Source organism: Pseudanabaena sp. PCC 7367, from assembly GCF_000317065.1.
In the GTDB taxonomy this organism is placed as follows: Bacteria; Cyanobacteriota; Cyanobacteriia; order Pseudanabaenales; family Pseudanabaenaceae; genus Thalassoporum; species Thalassoporum mexicanum.
In genome coordinates this window covers 130,735-148,282 of sequence record NC_019690.1, presented here as the reverse complement: position 1 = coordinate 148,282, position 17,548 = coordinate 130,735, and the positions used below count along the sequence as shown (strand labels likewise).

The window sequence follows — 17,548 nt, the reverse complement described above, 5'->3', positions numbered from 1 at the left end:
GTAATCTATTAACAATCACATAATAATACTAAAAGAAGTCAAGTCAACTGGGGCACGTTAAGTTTGGCGACTAAATAACCCTGAAGTATCGACTGACTTCCCGAAAACTGAGTAATTATAGCTACTCAATAATTTCTATATAGAAATTATAACAGGTAATAGCTCTGATTGCCAGTGTGACGGGAGTTTTGCAGATCTGGCTTGGCTCTAATACAGAGTCATGAAGAAAAGTAAACAAAAACAAGAACAACCCATAGGGTTTGATCTATGCTCCCCGTTCAAATACGTGCCTGAGTATAGCAATGAATATTTAAACCTGTGGCACCATCGCTGGGACTATATTTGGGCACCACATGCAAACCCAGGTGAGAAGCCGAATTGGCGAACCGAAAGCAAGCATCCGCTGAGCGATCGCCTGTTATTACAAGGTGCATACCTATTTGGCATACGCCCTCGTAAAACTATAGATCACCTGGTGATCGATATCGATCGATATAGCCAATATCACCCCTCCCAAGATCCACAGAGCATAGATTTGATTTTACAGGCATTAGAGCCGATCGGCATAGAGAAAAATCTATTAGTGCAGAGTAGCTATAGTCAGGGCATCCACATATTTGTGCCCCTGAGCCAGGAAGTAAGCTCCTATCTACTTGCCGACGTGACCTGCACCCTATTGGAAAACGCTGGTTTTGCGATCGCCCCAGGCGCACTGGAAACCTTTCCCAACCGCAAAGTATATGTAGCAGATAACAAGCAGAGCTTATTTAACGCCTATCGTCTGCCCTTCCAGGAACCCGGATCAAAACTGCTATCGCCCCTGCAATATGATCCAGACACAAACCGATTTAAAACCATCAGAACCACTGACAAGACAGACATAGAGCTATTTGTAGAGCAATGGCAATGGAGTCAGACTAAAAATATTACCAGTGACACCATCCTCAAAAACATACTCAAGCGCTACAAACGCAAACCTCATTTCAGATTAAAAGGTGGTGCTACTAAATATTTAAACGACCTGAACGCCGATATTGAAGCAGGCTGGACTGATTACAGTCAAACCAATTATCTACTGGGACGAATCACCATGCGAGGTTATGTATTTGGGCATATCCTGGAGAATACCGAGCCCTTAAAAGGTCAGTGCCTGGTTGATTACATCATTCAAACTGCTAAAGCCCTGCCAGGGTTTGAGCAATGGTGCCAGCACAAACAAGAGATCAAGAAACGCGCCACTGAATGGGCTAGATGCATCGAAACCAGCCCCAAATACTATCACTACGGCTATAGCCCCGATGTCCTCAACCAAATCCCAGAGAACCAAGAATCACAAACAAAATGGCAATGGCAGCTCGATAAACAAGAGCAAGCCAGGCAGAAGATCATTGATGCGATCGCCGATTTGCTCAACAAAGACCAGCTCCCCTCAACTGCCACCGCTAGATGCCAGGAAATATGTGCATATGGCATCAGTATGAGTACCCTCTACAAGCACAAAGATCTATGGCATCCAGAGCATATAGAAGCTAAAAAAGACCCAGAACCCCCTCCAGAAGGGACATTTCGGGACTTTTGCTTAGAACCCGCCCCAAACGAAGCCCTACAACTCTTACCTGATAATCTATTTCGATACTTTGACGCTAATAAGCTTATGTGTAATTCGTTGCCGGATGCTCAATCAAAGCAATCCGCAACGAATCCACATCTAAGTAACGGCGAATCTGAAAATATCCAGGAAATGGAGAAAGCAGCTGAACGTCCAAAGGGTTTTGGTCTGATTAGGCAGGTACTACAAGATATCCAATCGCGCCAGCAGGAAGAAAAACGTCAATTAGAGCTTCAACCACAAAAATCTGCCCCAGAACTGAAACTGAGCCGATCAAGGCAATCGGAAAAGATGCGCCAGTTTATGGCATCCGGCGATCCGATCCTGATTGCTGAGGCTCAGACCTGGTTGCAAAGTAATCCCAATCAGCTAACCATTGATTTCCCAGCACCTATACCCTCAAATACCTCAGCTCCTGTGGAAACATTATCAACACGAGTGGTTTCGGTTGACCTCTCAGACTTACTGGTGGAGATCGATTGCCTGTATGAGCTTTTGGCATGGAGCCGAGACGATGAGAGGCAATATCTGTATAGCCACTTTGGTAAACACAATCGACATTACCTGGAAGAAGAAGAACTGCATATCTATCGTGATCAGCTAAAGTTGCTAATTGCTAACCCTGAAAATCTCACTATAAACCCATAATTAACCTTTCTCTCCTTTACTGACCAGACGAGGAAACTAAATGCCCTTCGGCGATCAGTGGAAAGTATGTGTTATGGCAGACAATACAGAGCTGGATAGAGTTGATGCACTGGCCGCCCAGTATTTTGATGCATTAACTGAGAATGGCTCACAAGACCCAATTAAAACCAAGATTGTCGGTATCATCCTCGCTGCTGAAGTCGTTTTAAAACGTGAACGCTCTTTCTTTGAACAGAAACTCGTCGATGAGGTTTGGGCAGATATCACCGGTGCTGAACTCGATGTTTTCAATATTGAGCGTCATCAACCCCGCCCTACCGATGTGGCACTTGGTTCGTCTGATAGTGCGTCATCACCGGAAAGTGATGCGTTGCTTAAAAAACTGATCGACGATTATTCTCCAGAGCTATAATCAGACGGCTTGAAATTATCTGCTGCACAGGGTTTTGTCCTAGAAACCAGTTACTATTTCCGCTACCTTAAAAAAACATTGCCCCGTGCACGTATCACCTGAAGCGACAGAGGTACGATCGGGGCTCACACCCCTAATATACGCCACCATAGACCTTGATGCAAGATTTTCCGTACACCGCTGCTGCCGTTGCCCAACTTGAAAAAGCCTTCACACCATATCGATTAGCAAGGTATCAGCAAATTGCCCAAGGCGACTCAGCCCAAGCATTACGGTTGTATGCCTGGAACACTGCTTTGAGTGAGGCTATGTTTGGTGCGATTCAAGGTCTTGAAGTTGTGCTGCGAAATGCGATTCAGCAATCGTTACAGCAACACTTTACCGTCAACTGGCAGATTCAACCGACATTCCGCGGTTTACTTTGGAAAATTAATAATTAATTGGAAAATTAATAATTAAATTGATGATGCAATCCCAAAGCCCTTATTACCACGTAGCTTGGTCAATTTCACAAGAAAACAAGAGAACTGACTTAAGACTGATAAGCATATATACTGGCTCATAATAATTTGTCCAAATGCCATATATAGAGTTTTAGATTGTTTGGGGTACTACATATAGAGTCAATATTTAATTGATCAATTTCGTTTTATAAGCGCGGAATGTGGGATTCAATTAGCCACAATTTGGTCTAGAACACAACAAGCTCAGATCAGCCAGGCTCACCAGCAAGTCGCCCATCGTAATCAGGGTGTTGTAAACCCCAATGATATTGTGACCGAATTAAATTTTGGCTTTTGGGTTGCCTTATTTGCGGGGCGGTATGACGTTACCCTCTGGCGATCGGCACTCTTTCGCATTTTCCCCAAAGGAACCCGCCGTAAGCAAGTCCATAGCCAATTATCACGGATACGTGATTTGCGGAATCGCATTGCCCATCATGAGCCAATCCTGGATCATAATCTTCCCGCTGATTATCAGACCACGATTCAATTGTTGAAATGGCTTTACCCAGATGCCGCAACCTGGATTGCTCACTACAGTCGCTTCAATAGAGTATGGACAAATCGACCCTAGTGATTACAGGCTAATAGGTTTGGCTATGGTGATGATTCTGGATCGCTACCAGCTTTCAGTTGCAACCCGCGATCGCCAATAAATTCGACGCCCATGGATTCTAAAGCCATGCGAATCACCATTTTTGTTGAAGCTTGCGTTTTCTTTTTCCCTGCCTCGAATTTCACGATTGCCCGCTCACTGACCCCAGCCGCTTTTGCTAACTCCATCTGCGATATACCCAGTAACCCACGTGCTGCCCGACTCTGGGGGCCAGAAATCATTTTTTCAATCACTATTCATTTTCTCGTTGACAGGTAAGTTTTTCTTGCTTATCCCTTAAGGTTGTAAGACTATCTTGCTTATGACCGTAACCAAACCTGTGTGGTAAGGCAACATTGGTGCGTCTTGCCACTGCAAAAGGGAGGCATATTTTATACATCTATTTTTAACTGACCCAGGTTTTGCAACTCCCCCCTAACAATAAGTTTCTTTTCCTGGGTCAGCCATTTTTCCTGTAACGCTCAAGCTGAGTGACAGCCCCAGAGGGTGAGCGTATAATGGTATAGTAATTAACATTTTGCGTGTATGGCTACTCTCAACCAGAAAATTCAACAACATCTGGATGCCTTACCAGGCGAGCAGGTCAAGGCAGCTGTAAAACGCTGGCTAAATAATTCGGATATTGACCTGGTAAAGCTTGAGCAATCGCTGGCGCAAGAGCAAGACGCGATCGCTAAGTTTGATGCCATTATGGAATCCGAGGAATTCCGTAAAGAGTTTCCTTACATGACTGAAGAAGAGCAAATTCAGCGTAGCTTGCGTGCCCATGCCGAATTTGAGCGTGATGGTGGCAAATCCCATGCTGAAATTGGTGCCTGGATTAAAAGTCTTCCTCGCTAAAAATATCTTATGCCCCGCATCCGTTGGTCAACCCAATCTGAAGCTGATTTAGCAAGGCATTATCATTTCTTGGCTGCTAAGAGCTTATCGGCTGCTGTTCAGGCCATCGAAACCATTTATAAATCAGCTGCAAACCTATCATCCATGCCTTATATGGGGCTTGTAATTGATGAAAAATCGGGATTGCGCAAATGGCCTGTTGCCTTTGGCAAGAGTGGCTATGTTTTGCACTACAAAGTGATCGATGACGAGATTGTAATTGATGCTGTTTATGCAGGTCGCGAAAACCGTATGTATTAAAGCGTTCATCTGCTTAATCTTTCATGTCTCGTCTTCAATTCTGTAACGGATCATTAGGCTTTTTACGCCATGATCAACCTTCCCACTCTCTGGAAGGAAGAATGCATGACCAAGAAGATCCTGATTGCCGAAGATAAGCCCGACAGCCTGAGACTATTCCGCGATATCCTCAACGGTATAGGCTACCTGGATCTGATTGAAATTGATAACGGCCAGGCTGTGTTTGATCAGGCACGCCAGCATAAGCCCGACTTCATCATCATGGACATCCAACTACCAGGAATTTCTGGCATTGACGCGATCCAACAAATTAAACAAGACGAGAATCTCAAAAATATTCCCATTTTGGCCACCTCAGCCTTCTGTATGGAACACGACCTTAAACTGATCAAAAACTCCGGCTGCGATGATTTCATTGCCAAGCCTTTCAATGTCGCAGATTTTATCCAAGTCATTAAAAAATGGCTTGAGCAGGACTGCTAGAAAGCGCCACGATGACCGAGGGCATCACCGATGATAGCAATGCTCAGCACCATGATTTCAGCCGATATTGGTACCTCACTTATCGTGACCCAACCACCGAAGCCTTCTACAGCAGCTATGCCTATGACAAAATTATTGTGCCGCTGCGCTTCACCACCTTTGTAGCCATCTTTGTCTACCTCACCTTTGGCATCTTAGATTATGCGCTGAGCGTCCATGCAGGCAGAGAGTATTGGGATTTATGGTTGATTCGTCTCACTACTGGCTTTCCGATTCTGCTGATCAGCTTCTTTCTCAGTTTCAGCCGCTATAGCCGCCAGCATTATCAACGTATTTATTCCACCGCGATCTGGCTAACCGGTTGCAGTTTACTGTGGGTTTCGGCGGTAGGGGATGTGTATCTGACCGAACGCTACTATGCAGGGCTATTTATGGTGTTTTTCTATGGCTCGATGTTGTTTTTCATCAAATTCACCTACACCGTGTTTATGGCCATCTCCCTCTATGCCATGTACGTGATCGTGGCGCTGTATAAGGGAATTGAAACCATTGCCATGATCAATAACCTATTTTTTCTTACTGGTGGAGTCTTACTGGCCGCGATCGCTGTCTATATCCATGAAATGTACTCCCGCGATAACTTCAAATATAGCCAAATTCTGTTATCCGCCGTCAGCGAAGCCAATGCCGCGAATAAAGCCAAAACGGACTTCTTGGCCGTAATGAATCACGAACTGCGATCGCCACTGGTTTCCGTCATTGGTGGTGCCCAGGCACTGACTGGTCAATTATTCGGTGATTGGCATGAAAAGCGAGAACTCTATGTTAACTACGCCGATATGATTGAACGCAACGGTCAACATTTGCTTACCATAATCAACGAAATCCTGGATTACTCAAAGGCGGCATCGGGTCAGCAAAAACTGAGAGAGGCTGAATTCATTGTCCAAGAAACGATCGCTGAGGCCGTGGATATTGTCACCCCTCAACTGGAACAGAAGGATTTACAAATTCACACCCATATCCCCATAACTCCATACACCTTGTTTGCCGACCCGCAGCTCACCAAACAAATGATTGTTAATCTGCTATCCAATGCAATTAAATTTAGCCCCAAACAAGCCACGATCAAGATTACGCTTAAGACCTCAGACGATGGCTTGCACATTAAGGTAAAAGACCAAGGCATTGGCATTAACAAAGAGGATCTAGAACGGGTCTTAAAACCCTTTGAACAGGTAGATGAGCCCTATATCCGCGAACAATCCAGTATGGGCACCGGCTTGGGTTTGCCCTATGTGGCTCTCCTGATGCAGATGCACAATGGTGCAATCACCCTGGATAGTGAACTGCAGCAAGGCACCACCGCCACGCTGATCTTCCCCACAGAAAGGCTGCTCTAGGGTTTCTGGAGCAAGAGCAAATGCACATGATTGGTAGCATCTTGCTGGACTTTAACCGATGCAGCATCTAACCCTGTTGCCAATTGGTACATCTCTTGCTCAGTACGGTAAATCAGCTCCCAATCAAAGATATAACTGAGTGGCCACATGAGCTTGTTAGGGCCATCTGCCACATTGGCGATCAGCAGATAACCACCCGGCTCCAATCGCTCATATAGACCATGCACAAACTGTTTCGCCTTTCTCGCTGGCAAATAATCCAGAATACCCAAACTATAGATCAGAGTTTGCCTTGGTTGCTGATCAAATAGAGCCGATGGTTGCGTCAACTTTTTAAACGTGGTGTTAAAGCTCTCTACCACGACATTTGGATGATGCCTTTTCGATTGCTTATGAGCCATTAGATATGCTGGCTCCAGCGCCCGATCGTCCTGATCAACCAGCGTAAAATGCACCCGCTTGGTAATAGGATCGATAGTTTCTAATAACGATGCCACTTCATAGGCCATGCCGCACCCGACATTGGTGATCCGAATTGGGGCGTCTTTTTCCGCCAAAAGGGTTTGGATTAGATCGCGGGTAAACTGCATCCGATTGCGCACGAATGCCCCCATCTCCACACCCAGGAAATGCATCAACTGAGCGTAGAGGGTTTCCCCTTCCTGACCCCGGTCATACACATATTTCATCACCTGAAAATCACCAGGATAGCCCAGCGGTTTGTAATAGCTGCGTGCCCATACTGGTGCATCGAGAAAATGTGGGGTAACGAATCTTTCTGTGTATTGCTTCAGGGCTTTCTTTAAATTCCGCATCTCAAACCGATTCAAGGAAGCCATCGTTTGGTATTCATCGATCAGAGCATTACCCCGGCGCAAAATGTCCTGCCAGGGCTTGAGAATCAGTGCTTCACTTGTCTGTAACGGGCCTTGAAGTCCAATGGAACGAAAACGTACGCTAAGGATTATTGAGGACGTGATAGACAGTAGAGCGCCCGATGCCAAGTTGTTTAGCGATCGCAGTTGCACCCAGTCCTTGAGATTTAAGAGCAAAAACCTTGTTACGATCAACACTACGTTTACGGCCAAACTGTACACCCTTGGCTTTGGCTTCAAGCCTGCCTTCGTTAGTACGCTCAAGAATGCGCCGACGTTCAGCTTGAGCAACGGCGGAGAGAATTGTAACTACCATTTCCCCCATAGTTCCCTCAGTGCTGATGCAATCATCGAGAAACTTGACTGCTACACCCATCTGGTCAAACTCCTTGATAAGTTGAACCATATCAGCAGTATCACGGCCCAAGCGATCGAGCTTCTTTACCAAAATCAGATCACCATGTTCGACCTTAAGGCGTAACAAATTCAGCCCCTCACGATCGGCATTGCGACCAGATGCCTGATCAGAGAAAATGCGACTTGGTTTCACCCCAGCATTCTTGAGAGCCTTCAACTGAATATCAAGAGATTGCTGACTAGTGGAGACTCGCGCATAGCCAAAAAGCCTCAAACCTGTCTCCTAAATCGATTCATAGACATATTGTCTATTAGTATAGCTAAAAACGACTTATTAGACAGTATATTTAAGATAATTTTGCCTGTCTACTAACTTGCGAATTAATAGACAATATTCTTATACAGCGTTGAGTGTAGGAGCCTGGATGCCAGTTGATTTTTTAACCGCAGAGCAAAAGGCACGATATGGACAGTTTACAGGTGAACCCAATGAAGTGCAGCTAGCACGTTACTTTCATCTCGATCAAAGTGATTTGGCATTTATATCTAATCGACGCGGTGACCAAAATCGGCTCGGCTTTGCTTTGCAACTAACATCAGTACGTTTTTTAGGCACATTCCTTTCAGATCTGGCGCTGATCCCCCGCAACGTGCAAACATTTGTGGCCCAACAACTATCAATTCGCCATATTTCTATTGTGGCAGGTTATGCCCAGAGAGAAACTACTAAACGCGAGCACACAGCATTGATCCGTGACTACTATGGCTACCATGATTTTAGTGCTCCACCGTGGTCATTTCGGTTAAGCCGATTGCTCTACACGCGTGCCTGGATCAGTAATGAAAGACCAAGTTTGCTATTTGACTTTGCTACCGCCTGGCTAATCCAACATAAAGTGCTGTTGCCAGGTGCTACAACTCTGACCCGCTTAATTGCAGAGATTCGAGAAAGAACCACAAATCAATTATGGCAACGATTATCATCATTACCCACAAATGAACAAAAAGCAAAGTTACAAACTCTACTACAAGTGCCAGAAGGAGAACGTACTTCCAATTTTGATCGCTATCGTAAAGGGCCAGTCAGAATCAGTAGCGCAGCCTTTAATACAGCAATTGAGCGCTATAGATATTTTAAAGCATTTGGAATGCAGGAACTAGACTTTTCCTATATTCCACCAGTGCGATTGAAGAATCTGGCTCGTCATGCAGGTATGACCTCCATGCATAAAATTGCCAGGATGCCCGATCACAGACGTATTGCGATCTTAGTAGCCTTTGTGAAAGCGTTTGAGACGATAGCACTTGATGAAGCTCTGGATGTCCTTGACTTACTCATTACCGGTATTGCTGGAGAAGCAAAAAGGATTGGTCAAAAAAAGCGGTTACGAACACTCAAAGATTTAGATAAAGCCGCGCTGGCACTTGCACAAGTTGGTATCTTGATCCTGAATGAGGAAAACCAAGACAGCCAGTTGAGAGAAGCTATTTTTGCACGAATTTCCCGAGACAAGCTAGCTGAATCGGTGGCGCTCATTAATGAGCTAGCTCGCCCAGCAGACGACAATTTTCATGATGAGATTGTCGAACAATATGGTCGTGTGCGGCGTTTTTTACCAAGCCTACTTCACAATATTGTATTCAAGGCTGCACCTGCGGGCGAAGTTACCCTGTCAGCCTTTAAATACCTGGTGTCTATGGGTATCTCACGTAAGCAAATTCTGGAAGACCCACCACTAGAAATTATTACTAATCCGTGGAAGCGCCTGGTCTTTGATCCAGAAGGACGCGTAACCAAACGAGGATACATACTGTGTTTCCTCGATAAGCTACAAGATTCACTCCGTCGTCGGGATATTTATGTCGACAATAGCGATCACTGGGGTGACCCCAGAGCAAAGTTGCTACGGGGCAAAGAATGGCAAGCAAATCGCATCCAGATTGCTCGCTCGCTTGGTCATCCGATCAATCCCCAAAAAGCGATCGCAAACTTAGTGAGCCAAATGGATGCCACCTACAAAGAAGTCGCTTGTAACTTTGAGCATAACCAATCAGTCAGAATCGATCATTCCGGTCAACATCCTTCGCTAACGATTACAAACCTGGATAAACTGGCTGAGCCACCCAGCCTAACTCAACTCAATCAAGAGATTACAGAATTGTTACCAGCCGTAGATCTCACCGAGTTATTGTTGGAAATCAATACTCACACTGGATTTACCGATGAATTTACGCATGTGAGTGAAGCTAATGCTCGTGTTAATGATCTAGACGTTAGTATTTGTGCAGTACTGCTAGCCGAAGCCTGCAATATTGGATTAGAACCCTTAATCAAGAACCATATACCTGCATTGACGCGTCATCGGTTGACTTGGGTCAAGCAAAATTATCTGCGAGCGGAAACGTTAGTGCAAGCCAATGCCAGACTTGTCGATCATCAAGCCACCCTTACTTTAGCTAATCATTGGGGCGGCGGTGAGGTTGCTTCTGCTGATGGCATCCGTTTTGTAACTCCAATTCGGACCATAAATGCAGGCCCTAATCGAAGATACTTTGGTTTTCACAGAGGTATCACTTGGTATAACTTTGTTTCGGATCAGTATTCTGGCTTTCATGGCATTGTTATTCCCGGTACTCTGCGAGATTCAATCTTTGTCTTGGAAGGACTATTGGAGCAACAAACAGGCTTACGTCCTACTGAAATAATGACGGATACCGCTGGTACCAGTGATATGGTGTTTGGTCTATTTTGGTTACTGGGTTATCAGTTTTCCCCACGCTTGGCAGATGCAGGAGAAGCAATTTTCTGGCGTGTCGATAAAGATGCAGATTATGGTGTACTCAATGATTTAGCCCGTGGTCGAGTAAATACCCATCGAATTGAGCAACACTGGGATGACATGTTAAGGATTGCTGGCTCTCTGAAGTTGGGTACTGTTCAGGCTTCAGAATTGATCCGCTCATTACTGAAAAGTGAAAGGCCATCAAGCCTTGCCCAAGCCATCATTGAGGTTGGCCGCATCAATAAAACACTGTACCTGCTCAATTATATTGATGATGAGGACTATCGTCGCCGCATCTTAACGCAACTGAATCGGGGCGAGAGCAGGCACCGTGTTGCTCGCACTATTTGCCATGGCCAACGGGGCGAAATTCGTAAGCGCTATCGACAAGGACAGGAAGATCAATTAGGGGCTTTGGGCTTGGTTACTAATGCTGTTGTCCTGTGGAACACTATTTATATTCAGGCGGCCTTAGAGCATCTACGAAAACAGGCTGTAGATGTGAAAGATGCAGATATAGCAAGGTTATCACCTCTGCTGTATAGACATATTAATATGTTGGGCCATTACTCTTTCACTTTGGCGCAGCAAGTTGTTAATGGAGAGCTGAGACCCCTGAACCTGCCCGTAGACTTACTTCTATTCTCTTAGCGTACGTTTTCGTTCCATTGGACTTCAAGACCCTTTATCTACTAATTTGCTCAGTAAATCAGAAGCGTTATCAGTTAATTTTGATGCGCTCTCAGGCGATCCAAGTGCTGCATCAGTTGTACGAGGCTGGTTTCTCTCAACGTAAACTTCATCAAGCTCTGCCCCAGTAATATCAGCCCAAACCTCATCGATAAGCTTTTGCTCAAAAAAGCTACGTTTGCGATCGATGATGCTTTCAGCAGCCAGCAGGATCGCCACGATTTTAGTTTTGACCAGATCGGTTGCACCTTCGGCCACCAGAGCATTGTAGAAGCTGGTCGCTAATTCATCGACTTTTTTAAGTTTGGCTTCAATATCATTTGATTGTGGTGCATCGGCCATATTGGCTTAGCTTTCATTGATTCATCAAGAGAAATAAGATTGAGGAGAGTGATTATTTCTCAACAGAGCTGAAAGGGCAATAAATTTCTTAGTGATATACGTTAAGAAAGCTATAAAGCTGATCGATCAGACATCGGATGCGGTAAAGTAAATTAAATTCAAATAAAAATTGCTCCGTGCCGGTGCACTAACACCACACAGAGCGAAAAATGCCCAATTGTTACTTCAGGCGAAAAAACTTTATATGGATATTATACCCAATGGTGCCACTATAGCACCAGTGTATGGAAAATCGTATGCGCTAGAGCAAAATCCCCTTTTAGTACCACCCCAGATCGCCCGCGCGATCGGCCTGAAAGAAGCGGTGGTATTGAACCAAATCCACTACTGGCTGGAAAAGGGTGCAGGGACAGTAATAGACGGAGCCCGCTGGATCTATAACACGATCAAAGAGTGGGCTGAGCAACTGAAATGTTTGAGCTTTAACCAAGTGCGTCGGGCAATTCAGCACCTAGAAGATTTACAAATCTTAAAAAGTTGCAAACCCTGGAAACGAGAGTGGGACCAGCGCAAAGCGTATCGGATTGATTATGATCGGCTGAAAGCCTTACAGGGATCGATTTGTCACTCCTGCCAAACTGAATTGGCAAATGAGCCAAACCAGATTGTCACTGCTGCCAATTCATTAACAGAGATTACACCAGAGACTAATCTCAAAGACAACAACCACGTTGTGGTGGAAAAAGTTTTTGAAAGTTTGAATCCAGAAAAATCAAGTGAGCAAAATTTTGTCAGTACAAAGGTTGCTCTAGAAACCAATCCAAAAAATCCAGGTACTCATTTACCACCACAAACACAGCGTCAAGATCAAAAAAATCTCGGCGGCGCGCTTAATGTTTCTGAAATTCTTGCAGAAGTGGAAACAGTCGTGGCACCAAAGGAATTGAAACCCCACCTCCATGCCTTTGTAATGGAGTCGATCGCTACTCTGGGTGAACAAGCAGTCAGTGACGCAGTGGCTGCTGCCAAAGAATATAAAGAGCAGCAGCAGACTAAACATCGCAAGGTCAAAAATCCGACTGGCCTGGTGCGTAAAGCGATCACCGAAAAGTGGAAACCAAATAAAAGATCGCTGCCTCGTGGCTTCAAGCAGTGGATCAAATTGGCGCGTCAGGTGGGAGTAGCGATCGCCAGTTGCTTTGAAAATGGTGCTTTGTACGTCTTTACTCCCGATGGGCAACGCCATCTCTATGAGGAATATAAGCTGATCCACCCGATCGAAACCCTGCGTGAATAGCGGCAAGGCCAATGATTACTGTCATTTATGCCGATTGCCTCTGGCATAGAGCTTAATGATATCGAGCGCATAGCATCGTTTTTCGGGGTCTTGGATCATCGCAAAATGCTTAATCAGTGAGTCAATTTCCCGATCGTCAACATCATTACCATTTGGCTGGGTTGCATTTTCATGGTCATAATCTGCTAAGAACCAGGTGACTGGGACTTGGAGGGCTTGAGCAATTTGATAGAGCCTGGCGGCACTGATACGATTAACGCCGCGCTCATATTTCTGGAGTTGCTGGAAAGTAACTCTAATCTTGGTAGCCAGTTTCTCTTGGCTGAGATTTTGGATCATACGTTGCCGCTTGATCCGTACACCAATATGTTGATTGATTAGATGAATATTGGAATTGTCTGCCATCTGCCCCCGCTGAAATAATTCATTACTGTCAAAGCAGGGCTATCCGACTGGTGTCGGGAGTTAACAACCTCCACAAAGCGAGGCAGGTTTATTCGTCCGTACCCACCCAATCGAGTGGACTCAGCTTATCTCACCCACTCCCGACCTAGCCGCGAGAGTGAATGCTTTGCTGGAACGCGCACCCAGTAAACGTTCTTAAATGGGGTTGTCAGCCCCGCCTGATTGCTGAGCATAGACACAAGCATGGGCGATTGCAACCAACGAAGTGGCCGTAATTATAACTTGCTGGGTTTGGCTGGATCAGTTAGTAAAGAAATTGGAGCAAATTGAAAGCATTGCTCCCGGGTCTAGAAACCTGCCACAAAGCGGTCATGAGAATGATCGATAGAGAAGCTTTCCCAGGTTGTAGGATAACTGCGACTGGGAGGCAGCTTCATGTCCAGGGTGTATGCCTAAAAGGGCTGCGCCGTCCTTTGTGCGGTTTTCTAGCTCCCAGTCACCAGCCTTGTGCTGGTGGCCTTGGCTGGAACAGACGTGAGAGGAGATGGACATGACAAACGATCGTAAACAGACTGAGCTGGAAGTAAGTAGATGTGCCGCTGGCGAAATTTACTGGAGGATTGATACATGGGGCAGATTATCAGACCTGTCAAACATGTTGGCTGTAGCCCAAAGCTTGATTGAGCAGGAAGCAGAACGGATGCAACAGAATCGGATTAATTATGTGCTGAGTCCACCGCGAGCAGCCGACATATCAGAGTAAGGTCAGCTCTGCTTTCAGCTTCAGTTGATTTAGCTTCAACCTAAATTAATCCTGGCATTATCCATCTGGAAGAAGTATATTATACTACTGAGTAGTAGTATTTCACCGAATTCCCTGGAGGCAAAAAATGGGCATGGTCAAAAAAAGCATTTCCGTTACAGATCAGCAAGATAGCTGGGTCAAAGCCCAGATCCAATCTGGTAACTATGGTAATGAAAGTGAAGTATTCCGCGATCTCATCCGTGAGCGTGTTACCCGTGATGCTGAGGTAGAAGCAATCCGTGCTGCCTTAATTGTTGGTGAGCAAAGTGGTATCAGTGATCGCACACCAGATCAGATTATGAATGCTGTGATCGAGCGAAAGCGTAAAAATGGGCAGCTATAGATTAACACAGGCCGCTGATGAGGATTTTGAGAATATCTTTGACTATGGCATTGATACATTTGGCTTAGCCCAGGCTCTCAAGTATCAAAATAATTTGAAACAGAAATTTGCCGATATAGCCACAAATCCCTTACTTTACCCGGCTGTCGAACATATCCGACCCGGCTACCGTCGCTGCGTTTATGAATCCCATGCCATTTACTATGTGTTTGATGACCTGGGTGTATTGATTGTGCGTATCTTAGGGCAGCAAGATCCAGGCACTGCATTTTAAATGCGAGCAGACATCAAATTTCCTGACACTCAACACTACCAGGCGGCTTGATCCCATCGCGGCAATCGCGGCGACATTAGATGTGTCAAATAATTATTGAAGTTCATAGACTTCATCCTCATCATCTTCAAACCCAAAATCCACATCGATATAGTCTTCGTCATCATCTTCCGAGTCCTCCTCAAACTCATCAAAATCAACTAAATCGCCTGACAGCAGAGATTCATGGGGCATGATCAGATGTGCAATATTCAGCCGTTCTAGATCCTCACTATCCCAGGGGCGCAACACCTGGTCATTGGTGGGTCTAGGGATAAAGCTCTCGCGGCTGTCCGTACTAGGAATGAGATGCTTACTGATGAAATCAGTGGGATAGTAATGCTTGTAGACCGAATTACCAGTTAAATAATAACCAGTCAGGCCCTGACCAGTCTGCCGATCAATCGGCCAAATTTCCAGGAATTCAGAAGGCATGACTGCACGATGCCTTTCATAGGACTCATTCCAAGAGCGAGTGCCACCAGATTCACGATTACTGGAAAACCCCTCTAAAATACGACGAATTTCTACTTCGCCAACTAGCTGAGAAGCCCATTCAGCCGTAGGCGGATCATCTAAGCGCAAAATTGCCTTATGTCGAAACTGACCAATAATAGTCTGGGCGATATTTTCATTGTAGATGTCCTCCAAATGCTTAATCGACTGAAACCCGATCGCCAGAGATACGCCTTTTGAGCGGCCTTCTGTGCAGAGTGATGGCAGCATATCCATCCGGCCCGCACTGGGCAGCTCATCAAAGATGATAAACGTCTCAGGATGACTAACCTCCGGCTTATCCAATAGTATTTGGGCCGCCCTGGTAAAAATCAACTGATTGATCGCATTGAGTGATTCGCGGGCCGTATTACTCTTACCAAATACCAGGATCGAATTACTCCTTGACCAACTGGTTAAACTGATTTTGGCTCGTGGCCGATCATAAATACTATCCCAATGCCAGAGTGCAGCTACCGTCTCATAGCGGCCAATTTTCGTAAGCACAGTAGCCATAATATTCTGAGCCGTTTTCTTATCTGAGATCAGCTCAAGATAGAAATCCAACTCCGGCCTGCTACTGAATAAAGTCTTCATCGTATTGAGAGAGCGCAGAGTTAAAATAATATCCCTGAGCGTCCACACCCCAGGCGCTTGGAGGACAAAGAATCTGGCTACCCCCTTAACCAGCTCAACGACCGCACTGCGAAAAAAGGGATCTTCTTTATGGCCTTCCTCAGGAATCAAGATATGTGCCAGCGCTTCAATATCAGCATAGGTAATAATATCGCCAGACATATCCCAGGCCACACAGCGAGCATCAAAAGGATTGAGTATAAACGTAGGACACCTGACATTCATGCCTTTGAGGATGGAGATCACATCCAGCTTGGCATCGTAAATCATCGCCCGACCCCGTGAAGCCAATGCAGGCAGGAACGATTGCATCCAGAGTCGTAGGGTAATGGTTTTGCCACTGCCGGATGCACCAACCACCAGGAAATGAGTCATCGCTGACTGGGTGGGAACCGCAATACCACCCCAATAGAGTCCAGAATCACCTTCAGGCAGCGCCCGCTGATTTTGCCGATGCGCCATTTTATAGTTGATTAGTCCTCTGCCCTTAACCGCCTGGGCACGATTATAGTTATCAAACGCGATCGAAGCGAGAATAGGAGGAAGAAAGAAAATGAGTACAAAAGCCAGATAGGGAAAGAAATAAGCGACTGATAGGAAGATTGTGATATTGACAAAAAAGGCAATCCAATAGCGCTGAACACCATCCTCCCCCTTGGATGCATAGGCTCCAACAGCAGGGATGATTAGACTGAAAAACTGGAAGACACCCATCACGATCGTCAATGCACCGATAAAACCAGACACGAGTGGATGTGGATCTTGGCGTATGACCAGATAGATTAAAGTGGCATAGGATGCCAAAAAAATGATGCCAGAACCGATACTGGCAAAAATTCTATCAGTAAGCATAGGTATGAAATTGTTAAAGGATTTGAAGAATGAAGCGTGAGAACCTAGCCAGAGAAGGCAGAAAAGATGCTAGCAATCATAATAATTAGCAGTACGAATATCGTGAAAATCCCCCAGCTAAAGGTAAGCCGACTGGGATGCAGCATTTCGCTAAATTGAGGTATGAGGTGGAATACATTCCGTTTTGGCGATCTGCCGAAAATGGCATTACCAAATGCCCAGAACATTCGCAGAAATAAAAGAATGACATCAAGGAAAAAGATGAGCGGCTTGATGGCGACAAAATAATGCCCAACTAACCCAAACCAGAACTTTAAAATTTCGATTGTGAGCCAGCCAAGGATAACAAAAGGTGCTAGATAGAGGCTTGTAATCACATAGCTAAAAGTACCGGTATAGCAGATAGCGATGTAGGCATTGTGCTTAGCAGAATTGGGATCGTCTTGGTGCATAGTACTTTAGAAAATAAACGACACTCAAAATGAACCGATGCAAATAAACTTCGGGAAATAACTGTATTGATGGGATCATCAGATCGCCA

General features: G+C 45.3%; 20 protein-coding genes. 13 read left to right on the top strand and 7 right to left on the bottom strand.

Annotation, left to right across the window (positions count from 1 at the left end):
• Nucleotides 1-220: 220 nt before the first annotated feature.
• The 4 genes from PSE7367_RS18940 (at nucleotide 221) to PSE7367_RS18925 (ending at nucleotide 3,746) form a co-directional block, all read left to right on the top strand.
• Entirely contained in the window at nucleotides 221-2,257 is a 2,037-nt protein-coding gene (locus tag PSE7367_RS18940) for a hypothetical protein (protein ID WP_015146163.1), read from the top strand.
• A 40-nt stretch (nucleotides 2,258-2,297) separates the two neighbouring features.
• Nucleotides 2,298-2,669: a hypothetical protein gene (locus PSE7367_RS18935; RefSeq protein ID WP_015146162.1), complete on the top strand. Its 372-nt coding sequence runs from the start codon at nucleotides 2,298-2,300 to the stop codon at nucleotides 2,667-2,669.
• A 158-nt stretch (nucleotides 2,670-2,827) separates the two neighbouring features.
• On the top strand, nucleotides 2,828-3,109 hold the full coding sequence (locus PSE7367_RS18930; protein ID WP_041700204.1) for a hypothetical protein: 282 nt from the start codon (nucleotides 2,828-2,830) through the stop codon (nucleotides 3,107-3,109).
• 334 nt (nucleotides 3,110-3,443) lie between these two features.
• Nucleotides 3,444-3,746 carry a hypothetical protein gene (locus tag PSE7367_RS18925; RefSeq protein ID WP_051038197.1) on the top strand — a complete coding sequence of 101 codons (303 nt, stop codon included), beginning with the start codon at nucleotides 3,444-3,446 and terminating at the stop codon, nucleotides 3,744-3,746.
• Between the two features lie 23 nt (nucleotides 3,747-3,769).
• Here the strand turns inward: PSE7367_RS18925 and PSE7367_RS18920 are convergent, their stop codons facing one another.
• Complete coding sequence (locus PSE7367_RS18920; RefSeq protein WP_225882728.1) at nucleotides 3,770-4,021, bottom strand: helix-turn-helix domain-containing protein; 252 nt, start codon at nucleotides 4,019-4,021, stop codon at nucleotides 3,770-3,772.
• A gap of 292 nt (nucleotides 4,022-4,313) precedes the next feature.
• On the opposite strand from PSE7367_RS18920, the gene PSE7367_RS18915 reads away from it, so the two are divergent.
• From PSE7367_RS18915 to PSE7367_RS20865, 4 genes are all read left to right on the top strand, one after another.
• Nucleotides 4,314-4,628 carry a hypothetical protein gene (locus tag PSE7367_RS18915; RefSeq protein WP_015146160.1) on the top strand — a complete coding sequence of 105 codons (315 nt, stop codon included), beginning with the start codon at nucleotides 4,314-4,316 and terminating at the stop codon, nucleotides 4,626-4,628.
• 9 nt (nucleotides 4,629-4,637) lie between these two features.
• A complete protein-coding gene (locus PSE7367_RS18910; protein ID WP_015146159.1) occupies nucleotides 4,638-4,928 on the top strand; it encodes a type II toxin-antitoxin system RelE/ParE family toxin in 291 nt (96 codons plus the stop codon).
• 105 nt (nucleotides 4,929-5,033) lie between these two features.
• Nucleotides 5,034-5,411: a response regulator gene (locus PSE7367_RS18905; protein WP_041700263.1), complete on the top strand. Its 378-nt coding sequence runs from the start codon at nucleotides 5,034-5,036 to the stop codon at nucleotides 5,409-5,411.
• An 11-nt stretch (nucleotides 5,412-5,422) separates the two neighbouring features.
• Nucleotides 5,423-6,814 (top strand): sensor histidine kinase, encoded by a 1,392-nt coding sequence (locus PSE7367_RS20865; RefSeq protein WP_015146157.1) that lies wholly within the window; start codon nucleotides 5,423-5,425, stop codon nucleotides 6,812-6,814.
• On the opposite strand, the gene PSE7367_RS18895 is transcribed toward PSE7367_RS20865, so the two are convergent.
• Both PSE7367_RS18895 and PSE7367_RS18890 read right to left on the bottom strand, forming a co-directional pair.
• A complete protein-coding gene (locus tag PSE7367_RS18895) occupies nucleotides 6,811-7,653 on the bottom strand; it encodes a class I SAM-dependent methyltransferase (RefSeq protein ID WP_156800566.1) in 843 nt (280 codons plus the stop codon). The two genes, PSE7367_RS20865 and PSE7367_RS18895, sit on opposite strands and share 4 nt — an antisense overlap.
• Nucleotides 7,654-7,771: 118 nt before the next feature.
• The gene (locus PSE7367_RS18890) at nucleotides 7,772-8,320 is read right to left on the bottom strand and encodes a recombinase family protein (protein ID WP_015146112.1); all 549 of its coding nucleotides are present in this window, start codon (nucleotides 8,318-8,320) and stop codon (nucleotides 7,772-7,774) included.
• Between the two features lie 151 nt (nucleotides 8,321-8,471).
• Here PSE7367_RS18890 and PSE7367_RS18885 point away from each other — a divergent pair, with 151 nt between their 5' ends.
• Entirely contained in the window at nucleotides 8,472-11,480 is a 3,009-nt protein-coding gene (locus tag PSE7367_RS18885; protein WP_015146111.1) for a Tn3 family transposase, read from the top strand.
• A 24-nt stretch (nucleotides 11,481-11,504) separates the two neighbouring features.
• Here the strand turns inward: PSE7367_RS18885 and PSE7367_RS18880 are convergent, their stop codons facing one another.
• Nucleotides 11,505-11,861: a hypothetical protein gene (locus PSE7367_RS18880; RefSeq protein ID WP_015146155.1), complete on the bottom strand. Its 357-nt coding sequence runs from the start codon at nucleotides 11,859-11,861 to the stop codon at nucleotides 11,505-11,507.
• Between the two features lie 244 nt (nucleotides 11,862-12,105).
• Between PSE7367_RS18880 and PSE7367_RS20860 the strand changes: the two genes are divergently transcribed.
• A complete protein-coding gene (locus PSE7367_RS20860) occupies nucleotides 12,106-13,158 on the top strand; it encodes a hypothetical protein (RefSeq protein WP_015146154.1) in 1,053 nt (350 codons plus the stop codon).
• A 21-nt stretch (nucleotides 13,159-13,179) separates the two neighbouring features.
• Here PSE7367_RS20860 and PSE7367_RS20855 read toward each other — a convergent pair whose 3' ends face one another.
• Entirely contained in the window at nucleotides 13,180-13,563 is a 384-nt protein-coding gene (locus PSE7367_RS20855) for a helix-turn-helix domain-containing protein (protein WP_015146153.1), read from the bottom strand.
• 550 nt (nucleotides 13,564-14,113) lie between these two features.
• Between PSE7367_RS20855 and PSE7367_RS21650 the strand changes: the two genes are divergently transcribed.
• The 3 genes from PSE7367_RS21650 (at nucleotide 14,114) to PSE7367_RS18860 (ending at nucleotide 14,985) form a co-directional block, all read left to right on the top strand.
• On the top strand, nucleotides 14,114-14,326 hold the full coding sequence (locus PSE7367_RS21650) for a hypothetical protein (protein ID WP_015146152.1): 213 nt from the start codon (nucleotides 14,114-14,116) through the stop codon (nucleotides 14,324-14,326).
• 127 nt (nucleotides 14,327-14,453) lie between these two features.
• Nucleotides 14,454-14,711, top strand: a complete 258-nt coding sequence (locus PSE7367_RS18865; RefSeq protein WP_015146151.1) for a type II toxin-antitoxin system ParD family antitoxin — start codon at nucleotides 14,454-14,456, stop codon at nucleotides 14,709-14,711.
• Complete coding sequence (locus PSE7367_RS18860) at nucleotides 14,698-14,985, top strand: type II toxin-antitoxin system RelE/ParE family toxin (protein ID WP_015146150.1); 288 nt, start codon at nucleotides 14,698-14,700, stop codon at nucleotides 14,983-14,985. The genes PSE7367_RS18865 and PSE7367_RS18860 overlap by 14 nt, the downstream gene beginning before the upstream one ends.
• A 93-nt stretch (nucleotides 14,986-15,078) precedes the next feature.
• Here the strand turns inward: PSE7367_RS18860 and PSE7367_RS18855 are convergent, their stop codons facing one another.
• Together PSE7367_RS18855 and PSE7367_RS18850 are read right to left on the bottom strand one after the other, a co-directional pair.
• Nucleotides 15,079-17,007, bottom strand: coding sequence for a type IV secretory system conjugative DNA transfer family protein (locus PSE7367_RS18855; protein WP_015146149.1), 1,929 nt, complete (start codon nucleotides 17,005-17,007; stop codon nucleotides 15,079-15,081).
• Between the two features lie 44 nt (nucleotides 17,008-17,051).
• Nucleotides 17,052-17,459: a hypothetical protein gene (locus tag PSE7367_RS18850; RefSeq protein ID WP_015146148.1), complete on the bottom strand. Its 408-nt coding sequence runs from the start codon at nucleotides 17,457-17,459 to the stop codon at nucleotides 17,052-17,054.
• Nucleotides 17,460-17,548 lie beyond the last annotated feature (89 nt).